17 protein-coding genes are annotated in these 19,410 nt (G+C 72.3%); 3 read left to right on the top strand and 14 right to left on the bottom strand.

What is annotated here, in order from left to right; translation table 11 throughout:
* Positions 1-6: 6 nt before the first annotated feature.
* The 9 genes from ACYU8V_RS00190 to ACYU8V_RS00230 form a co-directional block, all read right to left on the bottom strand.
* Positions 7-1,170, bottom strand: a complete 1,164-nt coding sequence (locus ACYU8V_RS00190) for an acyl-CoA dehydrogenase family protein (protein ID WP_460844293.1) — start codon at positions 1,168-1,170, stop codon at positions 7-9.
* Positions 1,167-3,077, bottom strand: coding sequence for an acetyl/propionyl/methylcrotonyl-CoA carboxylase subunit alpha (locus ACYU8V_RS00195; protein WP_460844294.1), 1,911 nt, complete (start codon positions 3,075-3,077; stop codon positions 1,167-1,169). Before ACYU8V_RS00195 ends, ACYU8V_RS00190 begins: the two co-directional genes overlap by 4 nt.
* The gene (locus tag ACYU8V_RS00200) at positions 3,074-4,684 is read right to left on the bottom strand and encodes an acyl-CoA carboxylase subunit beta (protein WP_460844296.1); all 1,611 of its coding nucleotides are present in this window, start codon (positions 4,682-4,684) and stop codon (positions 3,074-3,076) included. The genes ACYU8V_RS00195 and ACYU8V_RS00200 overlap by 4 nt, the downstream gene beginning before the upstream one ends.
* On the bottom strand, positions 4,681-5,154 hold the full coding sequence (locus tag ACYU8V_RS00205) for an SRPBCC family protein (RefSeq protein ID WP_460844299.1): 474 nt from the start codon (positions 5,152-5,154) through the stop codon (positions 4,681-4,683). The genes ACYU8V_RS00200 and ACYU8V_RS00205 overlap by 4 nt, the downstream gene beginning before the upstream one ends.
* Positions 5,154-6,311 carry an acyl-CoA dehydrogenase family protein gene (locus tag ACYU8V_RS00210; RefSeq protein ID WP_460844303.1) on the bottom strand — a complete coding sequence of 386 codons (1,158 nt, stop codon included), beginning with the start codon at positions 6,309-6,311 and terminating at the stop codon, positions 5,154-5,156. Before ACYU8V_RS00210 ends, ACYU8V_RS00205 begins: the two co-directional genes overlap by 1 nt.
* Positions 6,308-8,023: an acyclic terpene utilization AtuA family protein gene (locus ACYU8V_RS00215; RefSeq protein WP_460844306.1), complete on the bottom strand. Its 1,716-nt coding sequence runs from the start codon at positions 8,021-8,023 to the stop codon at positions 6,308-6,310. The genes ACYU8V_RS00210 and ACYU8V_RS00215 overlap by 4 nt, the downstream gene beginning before the upstream one ends.
* Positions 8,020-8,817 (bottom strand): TIGR03084 family metal-binding protein, encoded by a 798-nt coding sequence (locus tag ACYU8V_RS00220; RefSeq protein WP_460844309.1) that lies wholly within the window; start codon positions 8,815-8,817, stop codon positions 8,020-8,022. Before ACYU8V_RS00220 ends, ACYU8V_RS00215 begins: the two co-directional genes overlap by 4 nt.
* A complete protein-coding gene (locus ACYU8V_RS00225; RefSeq protein ID WP_460844311.1) occupies positions 8,814-9,428 on the bottom strand; it encodes a TetR/AcrR family transcriptional regulator in 615 nt (204 codons plus the stop codon). The genes ACYU8V_RS00220 and ACYU8V_RS00225 overlap by 4 nt, the downstream gene beginning before the upstream one ends.
* Positions 9,429-9,544: 116 nt before the next feature.
* The gene (locus ACYU8V_RS00230; RefSeq protein ID WP_460844314.1) at positions 9,545-10,810 is read right to left on the bottom strand and encodes an NADH:flavin oxidoreductase/NADH oxidase family protein; all 1,266 of its coding nucleotides are present in this window, start codon (positions 10,808-10,810) and stop codon (positions 9,545-9,547) included.
* 72 nt (positions 10,811-10,882) lie between these two features.
* Here ACYU8V_RS00230 and ACYU8V_RS00235 point away from each other — a divergent pair, with 72 nt between their 5' ends.
* Positions 10,883-11,452, top strand: coding sequence for a TetR/AcrR family transcriptional regulator (locus ACYU8V_RS00235; RefSeq protein ID WP_460844317.1), 570 nt, complete (start codon positions 10,883-10,885; stop codon positions 11,450-11,452).
* On the opposite strand, the gene ACYU8V_RS00240 is transcribed toward ACYU8V_RS00235, so the two are convergent.
* The 3 genes from ACYU8V_RS00240 to ACYU8V_RS00250 are packed head-to-tail and all read right to left on the bottom strand — an operon-like array spanning position 11,449 to position 15,355.
* On the bottom strand, positions 11,449-14,061 hold the full coding sequence (locus tag ACYU8V_RS00240) for an FtsX-like permease family protein (RefSeq protein WP_460844320.1): 2,613 nt from the start codon (positions 14,059-14,061) through the stop codon (positions 11,449-11,451). The two genes, ACYU8V_RS00235 and ACYU8V_RS00240, sit on opposite strands and share 4 nt — an antisense overlap.
* Complete coding sequence (locus tag ACYU8V_RS00245) at positions 14,058-14,783, bottom strand: ABC transporter ATP-binding protein (protein ID WP_460844322.1); 726 nt, start codon at positions 14,781-14,783, stop codon at positions 14,058-14,060. The genes ACYU8V_RS00240 and ACYU8V_RS00245 overlap by 4 nt, the downstream gene beginning before the upstream one ends.
* Entirely contained in the window at positions 14,780-15,355 is a 576-nt protein-coding gene (locus ACYU8V_RS00250; RefSeq protein ID WP_460844324.1) for a PadR family transcriptional regulator, read from the bottom strand. The genes ACYU8V_RS00245 and ACYU8V_RS00250 overlap by 4 nt, the downstream gene beginning before the upstream one ends.
* A 93-nt stretch (positions 15,356-15,448) precedes the next feature.
* Here ACYU8V_RS00250 and ACYU8V_RS00255 point away from each other — a divergent pair, with 93 nt between their 5' ends.
* Both ACYU8V_RS00255 and ACYU8V_RS00260 read left to right on the top strand, forming a co-directional pair.
* Entirely contained in the window at positions 15,449-16,210 is a 762-nt protein-coding gene (locus tag ACYU8V_RS00255) for an SDR family oxidoreductase (RefSeq protein ID WP_460844327.1), read from the top strand.
* Positions 16,211-16,316: 106 nt separating this feature from the next.
* Entirely contained in the window at positions 16,317-17,360 is a 1,044-nt protein-coding gene (locus tag ACYU8V_RS00260) for an LPXTG cell wall anchor domain-containing protein (RefSeq protein WP_460844330.1), read from the top strand.
* Here ACYU8V_RS00260 and ACYU8V_RS00265 read toward each other — a convergent pair.
* A complete protein-coding gene (locus ACYU8V_RS00265) occupies positions 17,341-18,393 on the bottom strand; it encodes a VanZ family protein (protein WP_460844332.1) in 1,053 nt (350 codons plus the stop codon). The genes ACYU8V_RS00260 and ACYU8V_RS00265 overlap by 20 nt on opposite strands.
* On the bottom strand, positions 18,393-19,397 hold the full coding sequence (locus ACYU8V_RS00270; protein ID WP_460844335.1) for a Rossmann-fold NAD(P)-binding domain-containing protein: 1,005 nt from the start codon (positions 19,395-19,397) through the stop codon (positions 18,393-18,395). Before ACYU8V_RS00270 ends, ACYU8V_RS00265 begins: the two co-directional genes overlap by 1 nt.
* Positions 19,398-19,410 lie beyond the last annotated feature (13 nt).

Genomic DNA, 19,410 nt, shown 5'->3' on the forward strand with positions numbered 1-19,410 from the left:
CTGTGACTAATACGACTTCGGCAGGCCCAGGGAGTGCATGGCGACGAAGTTGAGGATCATCTCCCGGCTCACCGGTGCGATCCGGCCCAGCCGCGCGGCGACCAGCTGGTTGCCCAGGCCGAGCTCGGTGGTCAGCCCGCTGCCGCCGTGGGTCTGCACCGCGACGTCGAGGGCGTTGCAGGCGATCTCGCCGCCGGCGTACTTGGCCATGTTGGCGTACTCCCCTGCGGTGAAGTCGTCGCCCGCGTCGTACAGGGCGGCGGCCTTCTGCATGAGCAGGCGCGCCTGCTCCAGCTCGATCTTCACCTTCGCCAGCGGGTGCGCGATGGCCTGGTGGGTGCCGATGACGTCCTTCCAGACCTTGCGGGTCTTGGCGTAGTCGACGGCCTTCTCCAGCGCGTAGCGCGCCTGGCCGCAGGTCATCGCCGCACCCATGATCCGCTCCGGGTTGAGGCCCGCGAACAGCTGCCACAGGCCGCCGTCCTCGTCGCCGACCAGCGCCTCGGTGGGCAGCCGGACGTCGTCGAAGAACAGCGTCCACTGCTTCTCCGGCGCCACGAACTCCATCGGGATGTGGGTCTTGGACAGACCCGGCGCGTCGGTCGGCATCAGGAACAGCGCCGGCTTGAGCTTGCCGGTCTTGGCGTCGGCGGTGCGCGCCACGACCAGGATCACGTCGGCCTCGTCGACACCGGAGATGAACGTCTTCTGGCCCTTGATCACCCACGAGTCGCCGTCCCGGGTGGCGGTGGTGGTGATCTGGTGGCTGTTGGACCCGGCGTCCGGCTCGGTGATCGCGAAGGCGGCCACCGTCTCGCCGCTGGCGATGCCCGGCAGCCACTGCTTCTTCTGCTCCTCGGTCCCGCAGCGGGTGAGGATGGAGCCGACGATCGCCGGGCTCACCACCATCATCAGCAGCGGCGCCCCGGCGGCGGAGGCCTCCTCGAGGACGGCCGCGAGGTCGCCCATGCCGCCCCCACCGCCGCCGTACTCCTCGGGGATGTTGACGCCGATGAAGCCGTGCTTGCCGAAGTCGTCCCACAGCGCGGTCGTCTTCTCGCCCTTGCGGGCCTGCTCGGCGAGGTAGGCGTGGCCGTACTTGCTGGCCAGCGCCTTGACGGACTCCCGCAGCGCGAGGCGCTCCTCGGACTCGGTGAACGGAACGGTCATGCGTCTTCTCCTGTCTCGGTGGCCTCGACGACGGCCAGTACGGCGCCCGCCTCGACCTGCTGGCCCTCGGTGGCGGCCAGTTCGCTGACCGTGCCGGCGTACGGCGCTGCCACGGTGTGCTGCATCTTCATGGCCTCCATCACGAGGATGATCTGGCCCTCCTCGACCACGTCGCCGACGGCGGCGCGGACCGAGATCACGCTGCCGGGCATCGGCGCCAGCAGCGAGCCGGCGGCGACCTGGGTCGACGGGTCGACGAAGCGGGGCTTGCGCTCCAGCGCGGTGTGGCCGTCGGGGCCGTCCACGTCGATCCGGTTGCCGACGATGGCGACCTGGTAGCGGCGGCGTACGCCCTCGACGTCGAGCACCACCTCGGTCGGGCTCGCGGAGACGACCGTGGCCCCCTCCACCCGGTAGCCGGTGCGCTCGCCCCACCACTCGGCGACCGTGTCGTCGGCGAACTCGACCCGCTGGGGCTGGCTGACCACGTTGCGGAAGCCCGCCGGGATCCGCTGCTGGACCCCCGCCCGAGCCCGCTGCGCCTCGACCCACGCGATGCCCGCGGCGATCCGCGGTCCCGTCGTTGTCAGAGTGACCTCCGGGTCACTCTCCCAACTACGCGCCAGCATCGCGGTGGAGACGTCGCCGGAGAGGAAGTCCTCGCGGGTGAGTACGTCGATCAGCTGCTCGCGGTTCGTGGTGAGGCCGTGCAGCCGGGCCCGCCGCAGCACCGAGACCAGCCGCCGGGCGGCCGCGTCGCGGGTGGGTGCGGCGACGATGACCTTGGCCAGCATCGCGTCGTAGAACGGCGAGACCACCGAGCCGGACCGGAAGCCGGCCTCGACCCGCAGCCCCTCGACCTCAGGGAAGTCGAAGCGGGTCAGGGTGCCGACCTGCGGGGCGTAGTCCGCGGCCGGGTCCTCGGCGTAGAGCCGCACCTCGATGGCGTGGCCCTGCGGCTCGCCCACGACCGGGACGCCCGCCGGGATCACGCCCGCCGACTCCAGCTGCAGCTCGACCAGGTCGACGCCGAAGATCTCCTCGGTGACCGGGTGCTCGACCTGGAGCCGGGTGTTCATCTCCAGGAAGAAGAAGCCGTCGCGCGCGGGGTCGTAGAGGAACTCGACCGTGCCCGCGCCGCGGTAGTCGATAGCCTCGGCGGCCGCCTTCGCCGCCGCGTGCAGGGCGGTCCGGGTCGCCTCGGGCAGGTTCGGCGCGGGTGCCTCCTCGACCACCTTCTGGTGGCGCCGCTGCACCGAGCAGTCGCGCTCGCCGAAGACCAGCACGCCGGTGGGATGGCCGACGACCTGCACCTCGACGTGGCGGCCGTTCTCGACGTACGGCTCGACGAAGACGGTGCCGTCGCCGAAGGCCGAGAGCGCCTCGGACTCGGCCGCCTCGATCTCGCCGGGCAGTGCCGCGAGCGAACGCACCACGCGCATGCCGCGACCGCCACCGCCCGCGCTGGCCTTGACCAGCAGCGGGAGGTCGGCGTCGGTCGGCGAGGCGGGCGCCGTGAGGACCGGTACGCCGGCGGCCTCCATCAGCTTCTTGGACTCGATCTTGGAGCCCATCTGCTCGATCGACTCCGGCGCCGGGCCGATCCAGGTCAGACCCGCCTCCACGACCGCACGAGCGAAGGCGGCGTTCTCGGACAGGAAGCCGTAGCCGGGGTGGATCGCGGTCGCGCCCGTGCGCTGAGCGGCCTCCAGGATCAGGTCGGTCCGCAGGTAGGTGTCGGTCGGCACGTTGCCCGGCAGATGCACCGCGACGTCGGCCTCGGCCACATAGGGCAGGTCGGCGTCGGCGTCGGAGAACACCGCGACGGTGTCGATGCCGAGGCGGCGGCAGGTGCGGAAGACCCGGGACGCGATCTCCGCCCGGTTGGCGACAAGGACTCTGGTCACAGTCGGAACACCCCGAAGCTCATCTGGCCCTCGATGGGCTGGTTGGCGATGACGGACAGGCAGATGCCGAGGACGGTGCGGGTGTCGCGCGGGTCGATGACGCCGTCGTCGTACACCATCCCGGACAGGACGTAGGGCAGCGACTGCTCCTCGATCTGCTGCTCCACCATCGCCTTGATGCCGGCGAAGCCCTCGGCGTCGAAGACCTCGCCCTTCTTCTCGGCCGACTCGCGCGCCACGATCTCGAGCACGCCGGCGAGCTGCGCGGGGCCCATGACCGAGGACTTCGCGGAGGGCCAGGTGAACAGGAACCGCGGGTCGTAGGCGCGGCCGTTCATGCCGTAGTTGCCGGCGCCGTACGACGCCCCCATGATCACCGTCAGGTGCGGCACGGAGGAGTTGGAGACGGCGTTGATCATCTGCGCGCCGGCCTTGATGATGCCGCCCTGCTCGTACTCCTTGCCGACCATGTAGCCGGTGGTGTTGTGCAGGAACAGCAGCGGCGTGTCCTTCTGGTTGGCCAGCTGGATGAAGTGCGCGGCCTTCTCGGCCTCCTCGCGCATCAGCACGCCGCGGGAGTTGGCGATGACGCCGATCGGGTGGCCGTGCAGCTGCGCCCAGCCGACGCACAGCGCCGTGCCGTACAGCGGCTTGAACTCGTCGAACGCCACCTCGTTGTCGACCGACGTCCCGTCGACGATCCGCAGGATCGCCTCGCGCGGGTCGAAGGGCTCCTTGAGGTCGGTCGGGATCAGGTCCAGCAGGTCGTCGGGGTCCAGGTCGGGCTCGGCGTACGACGGACGCGGGGCAGGCCCCTTCTTGCGCCAGTTGAGCCGGGCGACGGCCCGGCGGGCGAGCCGGATCGCGTCGTGCTCGTCGAGCGCCAGGAAGTCCGAGGAGCCGGAGATCCGGGAGTGCATCTCGGCGCCGCCGAGGCTCTCGTCGTCGGACTCCTCACCGGTCGCCATCTTCACCAGCGGCGGGCCGGCCAGGAACACCTTGGCCCGCTCCTTGACCATGATCACGTAGTCGCTCATGCCGGGGACGTACGCGCCGCCCGCGGTCGAGTTGCCGAACACCACCGAGATGGTGGGCTGCTTGCGCTGCGAGGAGCGGGTGAGGTTGCGGAAGCCGCGACCGCCCGGGATGAAGATCTCCTTCTGCGTGGGCAGGTCGGCGCCGCCGGACTCGGTGAGGTTGATCGACGGCAGGCCGTTCTGCTCGGCGATGTCCGAGGCCCGCATCGACTTCTTCAGCGACCAGGGGTTGAGGGCGCCGCCCTTCACCGTGGGGTCGTTGGCGATGATCATGCACTCGACGCCCTCGACGACGCCGATGCCGGTGACCATGCTCGCGCCGACGGCGAAGTCGGAGCCCCAGCCGGCCAGCGGCATCAGCTCCAGGAACGCCGAGCCCTCGTCGACGAGCAGCTCGATCCGCTCGCGGGCGGTGAGCTTGCCGCGGTCGCGGTGGCGCTGGATGTACTTGCCGCCCGCCTCGACGGCCTTGGTCTGCTCGGCGTGCAGGTCCTCGATCTTGGCCAGCATCGAGTCGCGCCGGGTGAGCTCGGGTGCGAGCTCGGGTGCCTGCTCGATCGTCTCGGTCATGACTCCACCACCGCCTTCATCCTCTCCAGGGTCGTGCGCATCCCGCGCTCGTTGGTCTTGCCGCGCAGCCGCCCCAGCAGGAGCCAGTAGCCGCGGATGTACCAGGCGGGCGTGAGCCGGAAGTACTCCGTCACGCGGGTGCCCTCGTTCTCGGCCTGGATCCGGTAGCCCCAGGTGTTGATGGCGTGCTCGGCCGACATCCCGACCGCGAACTCGAACACCTCACCGGGAACGCACCGGGTGACGGTGCACGGCGTCCAGTACGTCGGCCCCACGCCGTTGCGCTTGACGTGGCCCTTGAAGGTGGCGCCGGCCACGGGCCCGGTCGATCCGCGGGTCCACTGGGCCTCGAAGGTCTCGGGGCTGAACTCGCCGATCCGGGTGACGTCGCTGACGAGGTCCCAGATCTTCTCCGGCGCTGCCCTCATGTGCAGCGAGACCTCGCCGGTCAGCGGCTTGAGCAGCTCCATCACGCGTACCCCAGCAGTCGGGCGGCGAGGTCGGTGAGGACCTCGGTGGCACCGCCGCCGATCGGCAGCAGGCGGACGTCGCGGTAGTGCCGCTCGACCTCGGACTCGCGCATGTAGCCCATCCCCCCGTGCAGCTGGACCGCCTGGTCGGCGACCCAGACCGCGGTGTCGACGGCCGTCTGCTTGGCCAGGCAGGCCTCGGCGATGACGCTCTCCCCGGCGACGTACCGCCGCGCGACCTCGTGGGTGTAGGACCGCGCGACCGCGACCTGGCGGTGCATCTCGGTGAGCTTGGCCCGCACCACCTGGTTCTTCACCAGCGGCTTGCCGAAGGTGTCGCGCTGCTGGCAGTAGTCGACGGTGAGCTGCAGGCAGCGCATCGCGTGGCCGTAGCCCATCAGCGCCAGCCAGATCCGCTCGGTCACGAACTGGTCGGCGATGTAGTAGAACCCGTGGTTCTCCTCGCCGACCAGGTTGGTGACCGGGACGCGGACGTCGTCGTACGACAGCTCACCGGTGTCGGAGGCGAGCCAGCCCATCTTGTCGAGCTTGCGGGAGACGGTGAAGCCCGGCGTCCCCTTGGGTACGACGATCAGCGAGATGCCGTGGGCACCCGCCTCGCCGGTGCGGCAGGCCGTGGTGACGAAGTCGCCGCGGACGCTGGAGGTGATGAACATCTTGGCGCCGTTGATGACCCAGTGGTCGCCGTCGCGGACCGCGCGGGTGGTGATGCCGGCGACGTCGGAGCCGGTGCCGGGCTCGGTGATGCCGAGGCTGCCGATCATGTCGCCGGCCAGGGTCGGCCGCACGTAGGTGTCGATCAGCTCCTTCGAGCCCGCCTGGACGATGTGCGGGATCGAGATGCCGTGGGTGAAGGCACTCGCCATGAAGCCGCCGGACACGCCGGCCGCCATCAGGCCCTCCTGCATCGCGGTCGCGTCGAGCAGGTCGCCGCCGTCGCCGCCGACCTCCTCCTTGACCCCGACGCCGAGGAGGCCGGCGTGTGCCAGCTTCTTCTGGACCTCGCGGGGGATCTCGCCGGCGCGCTCCCACTCCTCCATGTGCGGCATCAGCTCGCGCTCGGCGAAGGCACGCGCGGACTGCTTGAGTGCGAGCTGCTCCGGCGTCCAGCCGTGGTCGAAGTTCACGCTGGTCATACGAGGTCCTCCTGGATGTGGACGATGCGGCTGCGGACCCACTCGCCGAGGCCCTTGGCCTGCGGGTCGAAGCGGGTGGAGGCGGCGACGCCGTCGCCGAGCAGCCCGTGGATCACGATGTTGACCGCGCCCAGGTTGGGCAGCGGGTAGACGTCGATGGCGAGGTCGGCGGCCTCGGGGACCAGCTCGCGCACCTTGCGGTCCTTGACGACCTTCGCGAGCCACTGGACCCGCTCGTCCCGGTTGGGCGCGCCGTCGTTCTTCACCCACAGGCCGAGGTTGGCGTTGCCGCCCTTGTCCCCGGAGCGGGCGTGCACGAAGGTGCCGAGCGGCATCCGGCGGGTGATGGTGTCGGCCGGTGCCGGGTACGGCGAGGGCCGCTTGCCCAGCTCCGGGTCGAGCTCCGCGGGGTCGGCGAAGTCGGTCGGGTCGGCGATGACCTCGCGGGTGCCGTCGTGGTGGACCACCGTGTGCTCGACGGCGGAGCGGTCGACGTACTCGGGGGTGTAGACGCCGTACGGGCTGGGCTTGCCGGGCGGGGCCGTCATCGTGAAGCCCGGGTACGTCGCCAGCGCGAGCTCGACCAGCGGGCCGGTGAAGGGCTTGCCGAGCGGCTCGGGCTTGGAGTCCTTGGCGATGCAGCGCAGCAGGACCGACGCGCCCTCCTCGGTGTCGGCGTCGCCGCCGCGCGCGGGCGTCTGGGTCCAGACCACCTCCTCGGCGGTGAAGGCGTCGTCGAGCTGGCTGCGGATCCAGGCGGCCTTCTCGTCGATGTCGAGGCCGGTGAGGACGAGCTCCATCTGGTTGCGGTAGCCGCCCAGGGTGTTGACCGCGACCTTGAGCCGCTCGGGCGGCGCCGAGCCCGTGACCGGGTGGATCCGCACCCGGTCGGTGGCCTCCTGGGTCAGGCGGATGGAGTCCAGGTGGGCGGTGACGTCGGGGTTGAGGTAGCGCGTCGACTGGATCTCGTAGAGCAGCTGCGCGGTGACGGTGTCGACCGTGACTGCACCGCCGGTGCCCTCGTGCTTGGTGATCACGCTGCTGCCGTCGGCCGCGATCTCGGCGATCGGGAAGCCCAGCTTCCGCATGTCCCTGCCCTCGCGGAACAGGTCGCGGAAGCCGGAGAAGTTGCCGCCGGTGGCCTGGGTGCCGCACTCGATGACGTGGCCCGCGACGACCGCGCCCGCGAGCTGGTCGTAGTCGGTGGGCGTCCAGCCGTGGTGGGCGATCGCCGGGCCGACCACGACGGAGGCGTCGGTGGTGCGGCCGGTCACGACGATGTCCGCACCGTGGGTGAGCGCGCTGGCGATGCCGAAGGCGCCCAGGTAGGCGTTGGCCGTGAGCGCGCCGTCGAAGAGCCCCGCGGCACGGAGGTCGTCGCCCTCGACGTACGCGATCTTCGGGGTGAGGCCGAGACCCTCGGCGACCTCCTGCAGCTTGTCGGCGAGGCCCTTCGGGTTGAGGCCGCCCGCGTTGCTGACGATCTTGACGCCCCGCTCGAGCGCGGTGCCGAGGCACTCCTCGACCTGGCGGACGAAGGTGCGCGCATAGCCCAGGCTCGGGTCGCGCAGGGTGTCCATGCCGAGGATCAGCATGGTCAGCTCGGCGAGGTAGTCGCCGGTGATGACGTCGACCTCTCCGCCCTCCAGTTGCTCGCGCAGCGCGGAGAGGCGGTCGCCGTAGAAGCCGCTGCAGTTCGCGATCCGGATCACTTCTTGGCCCTCCCGCCGCCGGCCGGGCCCGCGAAGGCCTGGGCGATGGTCAGCCACTTCTCGGCGTCGTCGCCGACGGCGACCAGGTCGGTGTCGTCGCGGTGCAGCCGCTGGGTGGCCAGCCGGCAGAAGTCGTACGCGCTCCCGGTGACCCTCTGGGCCGCGTCGTCGGGGCCCCAGCTCCACTGCTCGCCGCTGGGCGCGGTCAGCTCGATCCGGAACTCCTCGGCCGGGGCCTCAAGGCCGTTGTTGGCGAAGGAGAAGTTCCGGGTGCGTACGCCGATGTGGGCGACGTGCTTGATCCGGTCGGTCGGCTCCGGGGAGAGCCCCAGGGCGTCGTACACGTCGAGGCTGTGTGCCCAGGTCTCCATGAACCGGGCGGTCGCCATCGAGGTGGGCGACATCGGCGGGCCGAACCACGGCAGCTTCTGCCCGTCGGGCACCTCTCGCAGGGCCTCGAGGAGGGCGGGCCGCGCCTCGTCCCAGCGCGCGAGCAGCTCGACCGGCGGTGTCGCGCCGATCCGCAGCGCCTCGGTGTCCACGAAGCCGGTGGGGTCGGCGATCGCGTCGAGCACGACCGCGTCCCAGGCCTCCTTGCCCTCGGGCGTGTCCGCGCGCGCGGCGAGGACCGCGACCTCGTCGGTCCAGAGCAGGTGGGCGATCGTGGTCGCGATCGACCAGCCCTCGGCGGGCGTCATCAGCGCCCACTGCTCCTCGGTCAGCGGTGCGACGGCGGCGCGCAGCGCGTCGCCCTCGGCGCGGAGGTCGGTCGCGACCTCGTCCAGCACGTTCACTTGCTCTCCTTCGCCGCGAGCGCGTCGTCGAGGGTGCGCGCCCACTCCTTGAGGATCCGGTGGCGACGACGGGCGTCGTCGCCGAGGGTGCCGGCCAGGCCGAGGCCGCGGACCAGGTCCAGGGTCGCCTGCACCAGCTCGCGTACGCCGGGCAGCGACTCGTCCACGCCCAGCAGCTCGACCGTGAGCCGGTGGGTCTCGCGGCCCACCCGCTGCTCGAGAGGGGCGACGGCCTCGTGCAGCACCGGGTCGGTGCGGGCGGCCACCCACAGCTCGAGGGCGGCGGTGAAGACCGGGGAGGCGAAGTGCTCGCCGAGCATCTCGAGCACGGCGACGGTGCGCGCGGAGCCCCTCGGCAGGCGGGCGGCCGCCGCCTCGAGGTCGGACCCGCGGACCTGCGTCAGGTGCGCGACCGCGCCCACGACGAGGTCGTTCTTGGTCGGGAAGTGGTGCAGCTGCGCGCCGCGGCTCACGCCCGCCCGCTCCGAGACCAGGGTAGTCGTGGTGCCGGCGAAGCCCCTCTCGATGAGCAGCTCGACGGTCGCCTCCAGCAGCCGTGCCCGCATGGCGCGGGTGCGCTCCTCCTGCGGGACGCGGGCGGCGGTGGTCACGGGGCCAGCCTGCCGTCGTACAAACAAACAGTCAAGCCTGTCTGTAAATATGCCGAGTTCTGGCTCCTGGTCGACCGAAGCGCTGGATTCGGCTGACCAGAAGCCAGAACTCGCGCCTACTTGGCGCTGCGGACACCCTTCAGGCTGTCGCGCCCGTTGGCGAGGAGGTACGTCGCCACGTTGAACGCGGGGTGGCGGTCGGGGGCCGGCTCCTTGCCGTCGCCCATCCGCCACATCTGCACGGTGTACGCCGTCAGCTCGGTCAGGCTGTCGATCAGCTTGATGCCGCTGCGGCGGGGCCGCACGACGCTGTGGTCGACGACGCCGGCGAGCAGGTCCGCGGGCGCGGACGGCTCGACGGTAAGCGGCCGGCCCAGGCCGACCAGGTCGATCGCGCCGCTGTCCAGGGTCTCGGCCATCCCGGCCAGGGTCCGGAAGCCGCCGGTCAGCATCAGCGGCAGCGCGGGGAGCTCGGCGCGGACGCGCTCGGCGTAGGACAGGAAGTAGGCCTCGCGCTTGCGGGTGCTCTCCCGCACGGTCTCGTCGACGCCGAGCATCGCCGCGGAGGTGTAGGTGCCGCCGGAGATCTCGAGCAGGTCGATGCCGGCCTCGGAGAGCGCGTGGACGACCTCGATCGACTCGTCCTCGCCGAAGCCACCGCGCTGGAAGTCGGCGGAGTTGAGCTTGATGGTGACCGGTACGTCGGCGCCGACCTCGGCGCGCATCGCGGCCACGATCTCGAGCACGAAGCGGCGGCGCCTCTCCGGCGTACCGCCCCAGGCGTCGGTGCGCTGGTTGGCCAGCGGCGAGAGGAACTGGGAGACCAGGTAGCCGTGGGCGCCGTGGATCTGCACGCCCTCGAAGCCGGCCTTGACGACGATGCGCGCGGTCTCGGCGTACCGCTTGATCAGGTCCTCGATCTCCGCGCCGGTGAGCTCGCGCGGGGTGGCGAACATGCCGCCGGCGCCCTGCAGGCCGATGGCCGAGGGGGCGACCGGGTGCGGCGTCAGGTTGCGCGGGGTCTGCCGGCCGGGGTGGTTGATCTGCACCCAGGCCCGCGAGCCGCCGGCCTTGATGACCTCGGCCCACTCGGTGAGGTCGGCGAGGTGCCGCTCGTCCTCGACCACGACATTGCCGGGCTCGCCGATCGCGCGCCGGTCGATCATCACGTTGCCGGTGATCGTCAGGCCCGCACCGCTGGCGGACCAGCGCCGGTAGAGGCTCTTGATCCGGTCGCCCGGGGCGAAGTCGCGGGTCGCGAGGCTCTCGCTCAGCGCGGCCTTGGCGAGCCGGTTCGGGATGACGAAGCCGTTCGGGAGGGTGAAGGGCGCCGCCAGGATCGCGCGCTGGTCGGTGGGCGTGAGGGCCGTGGTCGTGGACATGCGGCGACTGTAGTAGACTGTTTGGTCTAACGGCAAGATGGTCGCCGTCACACTTTCGAGGAGGTACGCCGCATGAGCACCGCTCGCGACAGGCTGCTCGCCGGCGCGGCGACCCTGACGCGGTCGCGCGGGGTCGGCGGCACCACCGTGGCCGAGCTGCTCGCCGAGGCCGGCGTCGCCCGCCGCTCGCTCTACCTGAACTTCCCCGGTGGCCGCGACGAGGTCATCGCCGCCGCGACCGAGCAGACCGGCTCGGAGATGACCGAGGCGCTCCAGCAGCTCTTCGCCGAGGTGCCCGACATCCTCAGCGCGATGGATGCCTACCTGGCGATCACGACCGCCGACCTGGTCGCCAGCGACTACACGGCCGGCTGCCCGATCGTCGCGGCCGCTCTCGGCGGCACCGAGGTCCCCCTCGCCCGGGAGGCTGCCGGGCGGATCTTCGAGCAGTGGCAGTCGCTCCTGAGCGCCGCGCTCGAGGTGTCGGGCGTCGCCACCGAGCGGGCCGCCGGACTGGCCGCGCTGATCCTCAGCAGTGCCGAGGGTGCGACCGCCATGGCCATCGCCCAGCGCTCCACCGAGCCGCTGGACCGGGTCGGTGTGATGCTGCGACAGCTCGTGGCGGACGCGCTCCCGGGCTAGTCGATCCGCGCCACCAGCGGCAGCCGGCTCCGCGCGAACAGCCCGACCACAGCGGCGGTGAGCAGCGGCAGGACGACCACGATGGCGCCGATCAGCAGCCAGGGGACGTCGACGAGGTGTCCGTCGGTCTGCCAGTTGCGCGTGATGGTGCGGCTGATCGCGAGGCCTGGGATGAAGCCGATCGGAGCACCCAGGACCGCGCCCACCGCCCCCACGACGAGTGCGTACGCCGCTGCCACGCCTCGCCTGGTCCGCGGCCGAGCCCCGACCGCGGCCATGGTGGCGAGATCCGGCTTCGCGTCCGAGAGCGCGAGGAAGGTAGCGGTCAGGGTGCCGCCCAGCATCAGCACACCGCCGAGCAGGGCCAGCACCCACTGAATGATCCGCGTCACCGGGTCGAGCTCGAACCCGCGCTCGACGTAGAGGATCGCGTTCGGGGCGGCCGCGGCCAGCGCCTCCTTGAGATCCTGCTGCTGGGCGTTCGACAACGTGGGCGGCATGACCAGCGAGGTCACCGCCGTCGGCACCTCCAGCCGGGCAGCCGCCTGAGGCGACAGCACGGCGGCGACGGGGGTCGAGGAGTGGGGAATCGCAACCGGTGTGGCGCGGAGCCCGACCCGGCGGAGCACACGACCGGTGTCGGCGCGGTGGACCACCGCCGTGACCGTCGTCCCGTCCGCGTGATCGAACGAGCTGGAGAATGTGACCACCCCGCCGTCACGGAGGACGGCGTCGGCGCGGGCAGCAGAGGCATCGTCGACCCCGAGGTAGTCGGGCAGCCTGGACGCCACGACATCGGCTGTGCCGAGATAGCTGCCGTAGCTGTAGCTCGCCGGATGGCCGGGATAGCGGAACTCGACGTCGTAGCCGCCCGGGACGCCGGTGACGCGCTCGAGGGCGACCGCCGGCAGCTGCTTGCGGACGACCGCGGCGACGTCGGCCTCGTGCTTCGGTCCACTCAGGTTGACGACCGCGTAGCCGTCCGCGAGCTGCGGGGCATAGGCGCTCGCGTCCCGTGCCGCCTGGCTGCTCAGCGCGATACTCAAGGCGACGACCCCGGCGACCGTCGCGCCCACAGCAGCGACGGCAGGCACGGTGCGGGTTCGGTGCCGGGCGGCGTCGCGCGCGGCGAAACGCAGGGAGAGCGGCAGACGACGGGCCAGCCGGGCCACGATCACGACCGCCGCCGGCACGAAGAAGATCATCCCGATCACCGAGACGATGGCGGATCCGCCCACCATCACCGCCGCGGTGGTGCCGACGGCGCTCTCGCGTCCGCCGAGCACGGCGCCGGCGATGCCGAGACCGATCAGCACCAGACCGACGAACGGCGAGCGCCGCGACGGCCGGCCCTCCCCTCGCCGACCCGCGAGCACGGCGACCACGTTCTGGCGCGAGGCTGAGTACGCCGGCACGACCGCCGCGAGGAACGCCGACACGAAGCCGAAGCCCGCGACGGCGAGCACCAGCAGCCACGGGACCTCCCGAGGGCCGAACCAGCTCGAGCTGTGGTCCTGGGCGATCGGCACCGCGGCGTACGAGAGCAGCACCCCGAGCCCCGCGCCCACGACCCCGCCGACGGCACCGACCACGACACCGGAGGCGAGGATCGTACGGCGGGCCTGGGCGGGCGTACCTCCCGTCGCCGCGACGAGCGCGAGGGTGTGCGCCTGGGCCTTGGCGCGGACGGCGAACGCGGGGCCGGCCAGCAACACCACCTCGAGCAGCACCATGGAGGCGATCAGGGCGATGATCGTGATCGTCGTCTGCTCGACCCCGCTCTGCTGCTGGTAGACCTGCACCTCCTCGGGAAGCTCCGACTCCGGCGGCGGGTCGGTGAGAACCGCCCGTGAGGCCACGATCAGCCCACGGTGGTTCCACTGCTGCACCTGTGCCCAGCTCACCGGTCCGCCGCCGACCAGCCAGCTCAGCTCGTACGCCGGCAGCGACCCCACGGCCCCGGGCAGCACGGCGCCGAACGGCGAGCTCCGGTTGTTCGCGTAGTCGGCGATGCCGACGACCTTGAGCCGGTAGACCGTCGTCGTCGAACGGACCTTGCGGATCAGTTCCAGGGTCTGACCGAGCCGCGGGCCACGTGCGACAGCAGCAGGATTGATCGCGATCTCCCCCGTGTTCAAGGGCATCCGGCCCTCGTGAAGCCGGAAGAGCCCGCCCGTCAGGGGGTTGCTGAAGTCTGTCTGCGTGACGGACAGGTCGCCGATGCCCTCCGACGTCGGGTAGCTCAGCGTGTCGGTGCCGAGGGCTACGACGGGACGGTCGCCCATCAGCGCCTCGACGCGTGCCGTGCTCGTCGGCCGGCCCTGGCCACCCATCAGGATCGAGCAGACATCGGGGTCGAAGCACTGGATCGCCCGTCCTCCGCCACCGGGCGCGGTGACGAGCGCGTCTGCGGCCCCCATCCGCCGTGTCACGCCCTCCGCGCCCGACACCGTGGCGGTCTTCCACACCACCGCGGCCGTCGTCACCGCCAGCACCGGCAGCGCGATCAGCACCAGCATCAGCGCGGTCTGGCCCTTGCGCCGCCAGGCCTCGCGACGGGCGAGACGCAGCGCGACGCGCCAGCCGGCGTACCCGCTCGTCGCGGTCATCGCACGGACTCGGTGAGCACCTCGGCACGGTCGGCGCCGGTCTCGTCGACCACCACGCCGTCGCGCAGGAAGACCACCCGGTCGGCCCAGGCGGCGTGCCGCGCCTCGTGCGTGACCAGTACGCCGGCGGCGCCCGCGTCGCAGCGCGCCCGCAGCAGCCGCAGGATCTCCTCACCTGTCTCGGTGTCGAGGGCGCCGGTCGGCTCGTCGGCCAGGATCAGCCGCCGCTCCCCCACGACCGCGCGCGCGATCGCGACCCGCTGCTGCTGGCCGCCGGACATGTCGTCGGGGAACCGGTCGGCGAGGTCGCCGATGCCGACCTCCTCGAGCGCTGCCCGTGCCTCGCGGCGAGCGACCCGCGCGGCGACGCCGTCGAGCTCCCGCGGCAGCGCGACGTTCTCGGCGGCGGTGAGGGCCGGGATCAGGTTGAAGCCCTGGAAGACGTAGCCGATGGACGTACGCCGCATCCGCGCCCGCCCCTTCTGCCCGAGACCGGCCAGGTCGGTGCCCTCCACGGCGACCACGCCGGAGGTCGGCTGGTCCAGGCCGCCCGCGATGGTGAGCAGCGTCGACTTGCCCGAGCCGGACGGGCCCATGACGGCGACCAGCTCGCCGGCGTACGCGCTGAAGGAGATGCCGCGCAGGGCCTGGACCTGGTTCGGGGCGGCGCCGTGGACCCGGGTCACGTCGGTCAGCCGGAGGACGGGGTTGATCGGACTCATCGGGTGCTCCGCTCGGTGGTGGGTGCCGTGACGGTGGCCGGCCTCTCGGTCGCGGCCCGTCGCAGCCGGGCCTCGCAGTGGTCGAGCCAGCGGACCTCGGCCTCGGCCGCGAAGACCAGCGAGTCGAGGACGAGGCTCCAGGCCAGGTCGGCGGGCTGGTCGCCGTCCGCCGCACGGCGCTTGAGCCGGGTGTAGTCCTGCAGCGCGGTCATGGTGGCGCTGCGCTGCTGCTGGATCACCGACCCGACGTCGACACCGGGCACGGTGACGGCCAGGGCGAGCTTGATGGCGAGCTCGTCGCGCGGCGGCTGGGTGCGGGCGACCGGCGTGGTGAACCAGGCCGCGACCTCGTCCCGCCCGGCGTCGGTGATCCGGTAGATCACGTGGCCCTCGGCGTCCTCCCCCTCGGCGCTGGCGAGTCCGTCGCGCTCGAGCCGGGTGAGGGTCGTGTAGACCTGCCCGACGTTGAGCGGCCAGGTGGTGCCGGTGCGCTGCTCGAACTCGACGCGCAGCTGGTAGCCGTACATGGGCTGCTGCTCGAGCAGCGCCAGCAGGGCGTGCTTGACGGACATCCTGACTCCTCTACATACCGGGTATGGTCATGTATACCCGGTATGTGTCGAGCGTGTCCACACCTCCGCCGCGACCTGCGCCAGACTGACCCCATGACCCAGACCATCGTGATCAGCGGCGCCTCCAGCGGGCTCGGCGCCGAGATGGCGCGCCAGTTCGCGGCACAGGGCTACGACCTGGCGCTGTGCGCGCGGCGTACCGACCGGCTCGAGCAGCTCGAGCACGAGATCCGCCAGGAGCACGGCGCCCGCCGGATCGTGCTGCGCGAGCTCGACGTCAACGACCACGAGGCCGTGTTCCGGGTGTTCGGCGAGTTCGCCGACGAGCTCGGCCACCTCGACCGGGTCGTCGTGAACGCCGGCCTCGGCAAGGGCGCCAAGCTCGGCACCGGCCGGTTCGAGGCCAACCGGCAGACCGCGATGACGAACTTCGTCGGGGCGCTCGCCCAGACCGAGGCCGCCATGGAGGTGTTCCGCCGCCAGCAGCAGGGGCACCTGGTGATGGTGTCGTCGATGTCGGCCATGCGTGGCATGCCCGGCGCGATGACGACGTACGCCGCCACCAAGGCCGGCGTCGCGCACCTCGCCGAGGGCCTGCGCACCGAGCTGCACGGCACCCCGCTCGCCTCCCGGATCAAGGTGACCGTGCTCTACCCGGGCTACATCGCCTCGGAGATGAACGAGCACGTCGAGCAGCAGACGCCGCTGATGACCTCGACCGAGAAGGGCGTGCGCGCGATGGTGTCGGCCATCGAGAAGGAGGTCGCCGACGCGTGCGTGCCGCCGCTGCCGTGGGCGGCGATGGCGCCGGTCATGAAGCACGCTCCGCTGGCCGTGGTGAAGCGGCTGCTCTGACGGGACTTCGTCCTGTTTCCGGCTGTTCTCCCTGACCCGCGGTGACCCGCCTCGTTGGTCCTGCGACGTGCTCGGACGTCGCCGAACCGACCGAAGAGGACACCCCATGTCACGTCACAGCCTGCTGCTCGCCCCTGCCTCCCTCGCCGTCGCCGCCGTGCTCGGCCTCTCCGGCGGCGCCGCGTCCGCCGCCGAGGTGTGCGGCCAGCCGGCCGTGCCCGCGGTCCACCAGACCGTCCACCACGACGCGGTCACCGAGGTCGTCCCCGGTACGACGACCACGACCTGGCTGTGGACCCGCTCCGTCGCCACGACCGAGCGGGAGCTCAGCACGGTGGTGGTCGACCAGCCCGCGCAGGACGCCGTACCGGAGCAGGGCCACTCGGTCACCACGACCACGGTCCTGACCTGGACCTACCAGCAGCAGACGACCGGCGCGACGCGCTGCGTCGACTCCGACCACTGGAACGGCCCCGACAACGCCAAGGGCTGGACGCTGGTCGGGCCCTGCGACACCACCGAGACCACGACCTGGGTCGTCGACACACCGGCCGTGCCCGCGGTGCCCGAGGTCTCGCACCTGGAGTACCTCTGGCTCGCCGACGGCGACAGCGCGCCGGCCGGGTACGACGCCACCGGTGCGACCCGCCCGGGCACGCCGGTCACCGAGACCGCGGACCGCTCGGCCACCGCGCCGGCCGGCGACGGCTGGACGCAGGTCGCGGGCTCGGACGAGACCACCACGACGCCGGACACCGTCGTGGTCGTCACGCCGGCCTGGGACGAGGACGTGCTGGTGTCGCCGGCGATCCCCGCGACGCCGGCGTGCACCGACCCCGGACCCACCGACCCCGATCCCACCGACCCGGTCGCGACCCCGGACCCGGGCATCGTCACCGCCGCGCCGGCCGAGGTCACCTCGCACCCGGCCGGTCACACCCACGAGGTGCTGGCGGCCCCGCCGAGCGCGGTCGACCCCGCGCACGCCACGGTCGTGCTGGCCGGGCACACCCCGAGCGCCGCGCCGGCCGCGTCGGTCACCTCCGGGACCCTGCCCAACACGGGCAACCCGATGGACCCGTGGCTGCTCGCCCTGGGCGGCGCGCTGGTGCTCGCCGGCACCGGTGTGGTCATCCGCGCTCGCCGCTGATCTCCCCACTGATCTCGAGGCGCATCCCGGACAGCACGTGCGCGAGACCCCTGTGCTGCTGGGTCGGTACGACGGCCGCGACCGTCACCACGCCCCAGACCAGCAGCGCCCAGGTCGTCCACGGGTCCGTGACCGCGACGAGCACGAGCAGCGGGCCGATGCCGACGGCGAGCTTCGCGACCCGCGCGAGCGGCGCGAGCCCCGGCCGCGGGGACACCGCGCGGACCGAGATCACCCACTCCCCGAAGGTCCGGCCGGCCAGCAGCACCAGCCCGACCTCGACCACACCGGGCACCAGCACCTGGAGCAGGTGCTGGGCGTCCCGGTCGAGGTGCCCGCCGGGCCCGTAGAGCACCCACCCCCGGTAGCCCACCGCCGCCGCGGCCCCCGTGAGCCCGACGAAGAGCAGGTCGCAGACCATGCCGACCAGCCGCCGGCCGAGGGTGATCGAGGTCGGCAGCACGATCGGGCCGCGGTCGCGTCGTACGAACAGGGCGGCGAGGAGCGCACCGAGCAGCGCACCGAGGGTGTTGACGATGAGGTCGTCGACGTCGAAGAGCCGGTACGCACACGGGTAGAGGTGCCAGACGCCGGTGCCCTGGGTGGTCTCGATGAGCAGCGACGTACCGAAGCCGAGCAGGGTGGTGACCACGAACCCGCGGTGCAGGATCCAGCGCACGTAGAAGCCGAGGGGCACGAACAGCAGCACGTTCAGCGCCACCTGCAGGAAGGCGGGGTCGTGGACCAGGCCCGCCAGTCCGGCGCCGGGCCGGTCGGTGATCCCGCGGATGGTCGCGAGCGGGTCGAGCTGGCGGCCCTTGCACCGGTAGTGGTGCGCGGCCGGCATCGGCAGCAGCGTGTAGGTCCACAGCGCCAGCCCGTAGATCGCGCCGGACAGCAGGATGGCCAGGTCGCGCGGCTGCAGCCTGCCGTCCAGCCGGTACTGGTACGCCGCCGTGGGGATCAGCAGCAGCACGGCCACCACCGTGCCGGCGGCCGAGGCGATGAGCGCGTTGGTGACGTGGTCGGACACTACGACCCGGCCCTCGCCCGCCACCGCGCCAGCAGCTCCCTCTCCCGTACGTCGCTCAGGCCGGCCGTCCGCGGACGCGCCGGTCCCTCGCCGCGCTCCCAGGCCAGCAGGTCGGTCAGGAGGTCGGCGCGCGGGCGGTCCCGCAGCCCGGCGGCCCGGGCGGCCGCGCCGCTGCGGCAGGCCCACCCCTCGTAGCCCCGCTCGACGAGCCACATCGCCAGCGAGTCGGGACCCATGTACTGCTCCACGCCCTGCTCGACGAGCCAGGCCGCGTCGACGTGCTCGACCGGGCCGACGTGGCCGCCGACCTCCCGGCACAGCCCGATCCAGTCGGCGAAGGGCACGACCGGGCCGATCGTGTCGTAGGTCCCGGTGGTCCCCGCCCCGGCGCTGTCGAGCAGCCAGGCCGCGAGGTCGCGGGCGTCGAGCACCGAGGTGGGCAGCTCCGGGGTGTCGGGCACCAGCATCGGCTCCTCGGGCGCGCGGGCCGCGCGGGCGACCCACGCGCCGCTGCGACCGCTGGCGTCGCCCGGCCCGCCGAGCAGGCCGGCCCGCGCGACGAGCAGCCGGTCACCGACCGCCTCCTCGGACGCGCGCTCGCAGGCGACCTTGGCCTCGCCGTACTCCTCACGGCCGGCGGTGTCCGACTCCAGGGCGGCCAGCAGCGGGGCGGTCTCGTCGGCGTACGGCTGGTCGTGCGCGGCGTACACGTTGATCGAGGAGACGTAGGTCCAGTGCCGGGCGCGGGGGCCGAGCGCCTCGAGCGCGTCGCGGACGAAGCCCGGCTGCCAGGACACCTCGACGACCGCGTCCCAGGCGCGGTCCCGCACCTCGTCGTACGCCGCTGCACCGGCGGACCGGTCCGCGACGACGAGCCGCACCCCGTCGGCCACCCCACCGGACTCACCGCGGGCCAGGCAGGTGACGGCGTGGCCGCGCTCGCGGGCGATCGTGGCGATGGTGCGGCCGAGCCACGCGGTGCCACCGAGGACGAGGATCTCCATGGACTCGGGCGGC

It is taken from the genome of Nocardioides ultimimeridianus (assembly GCF_054777895.1).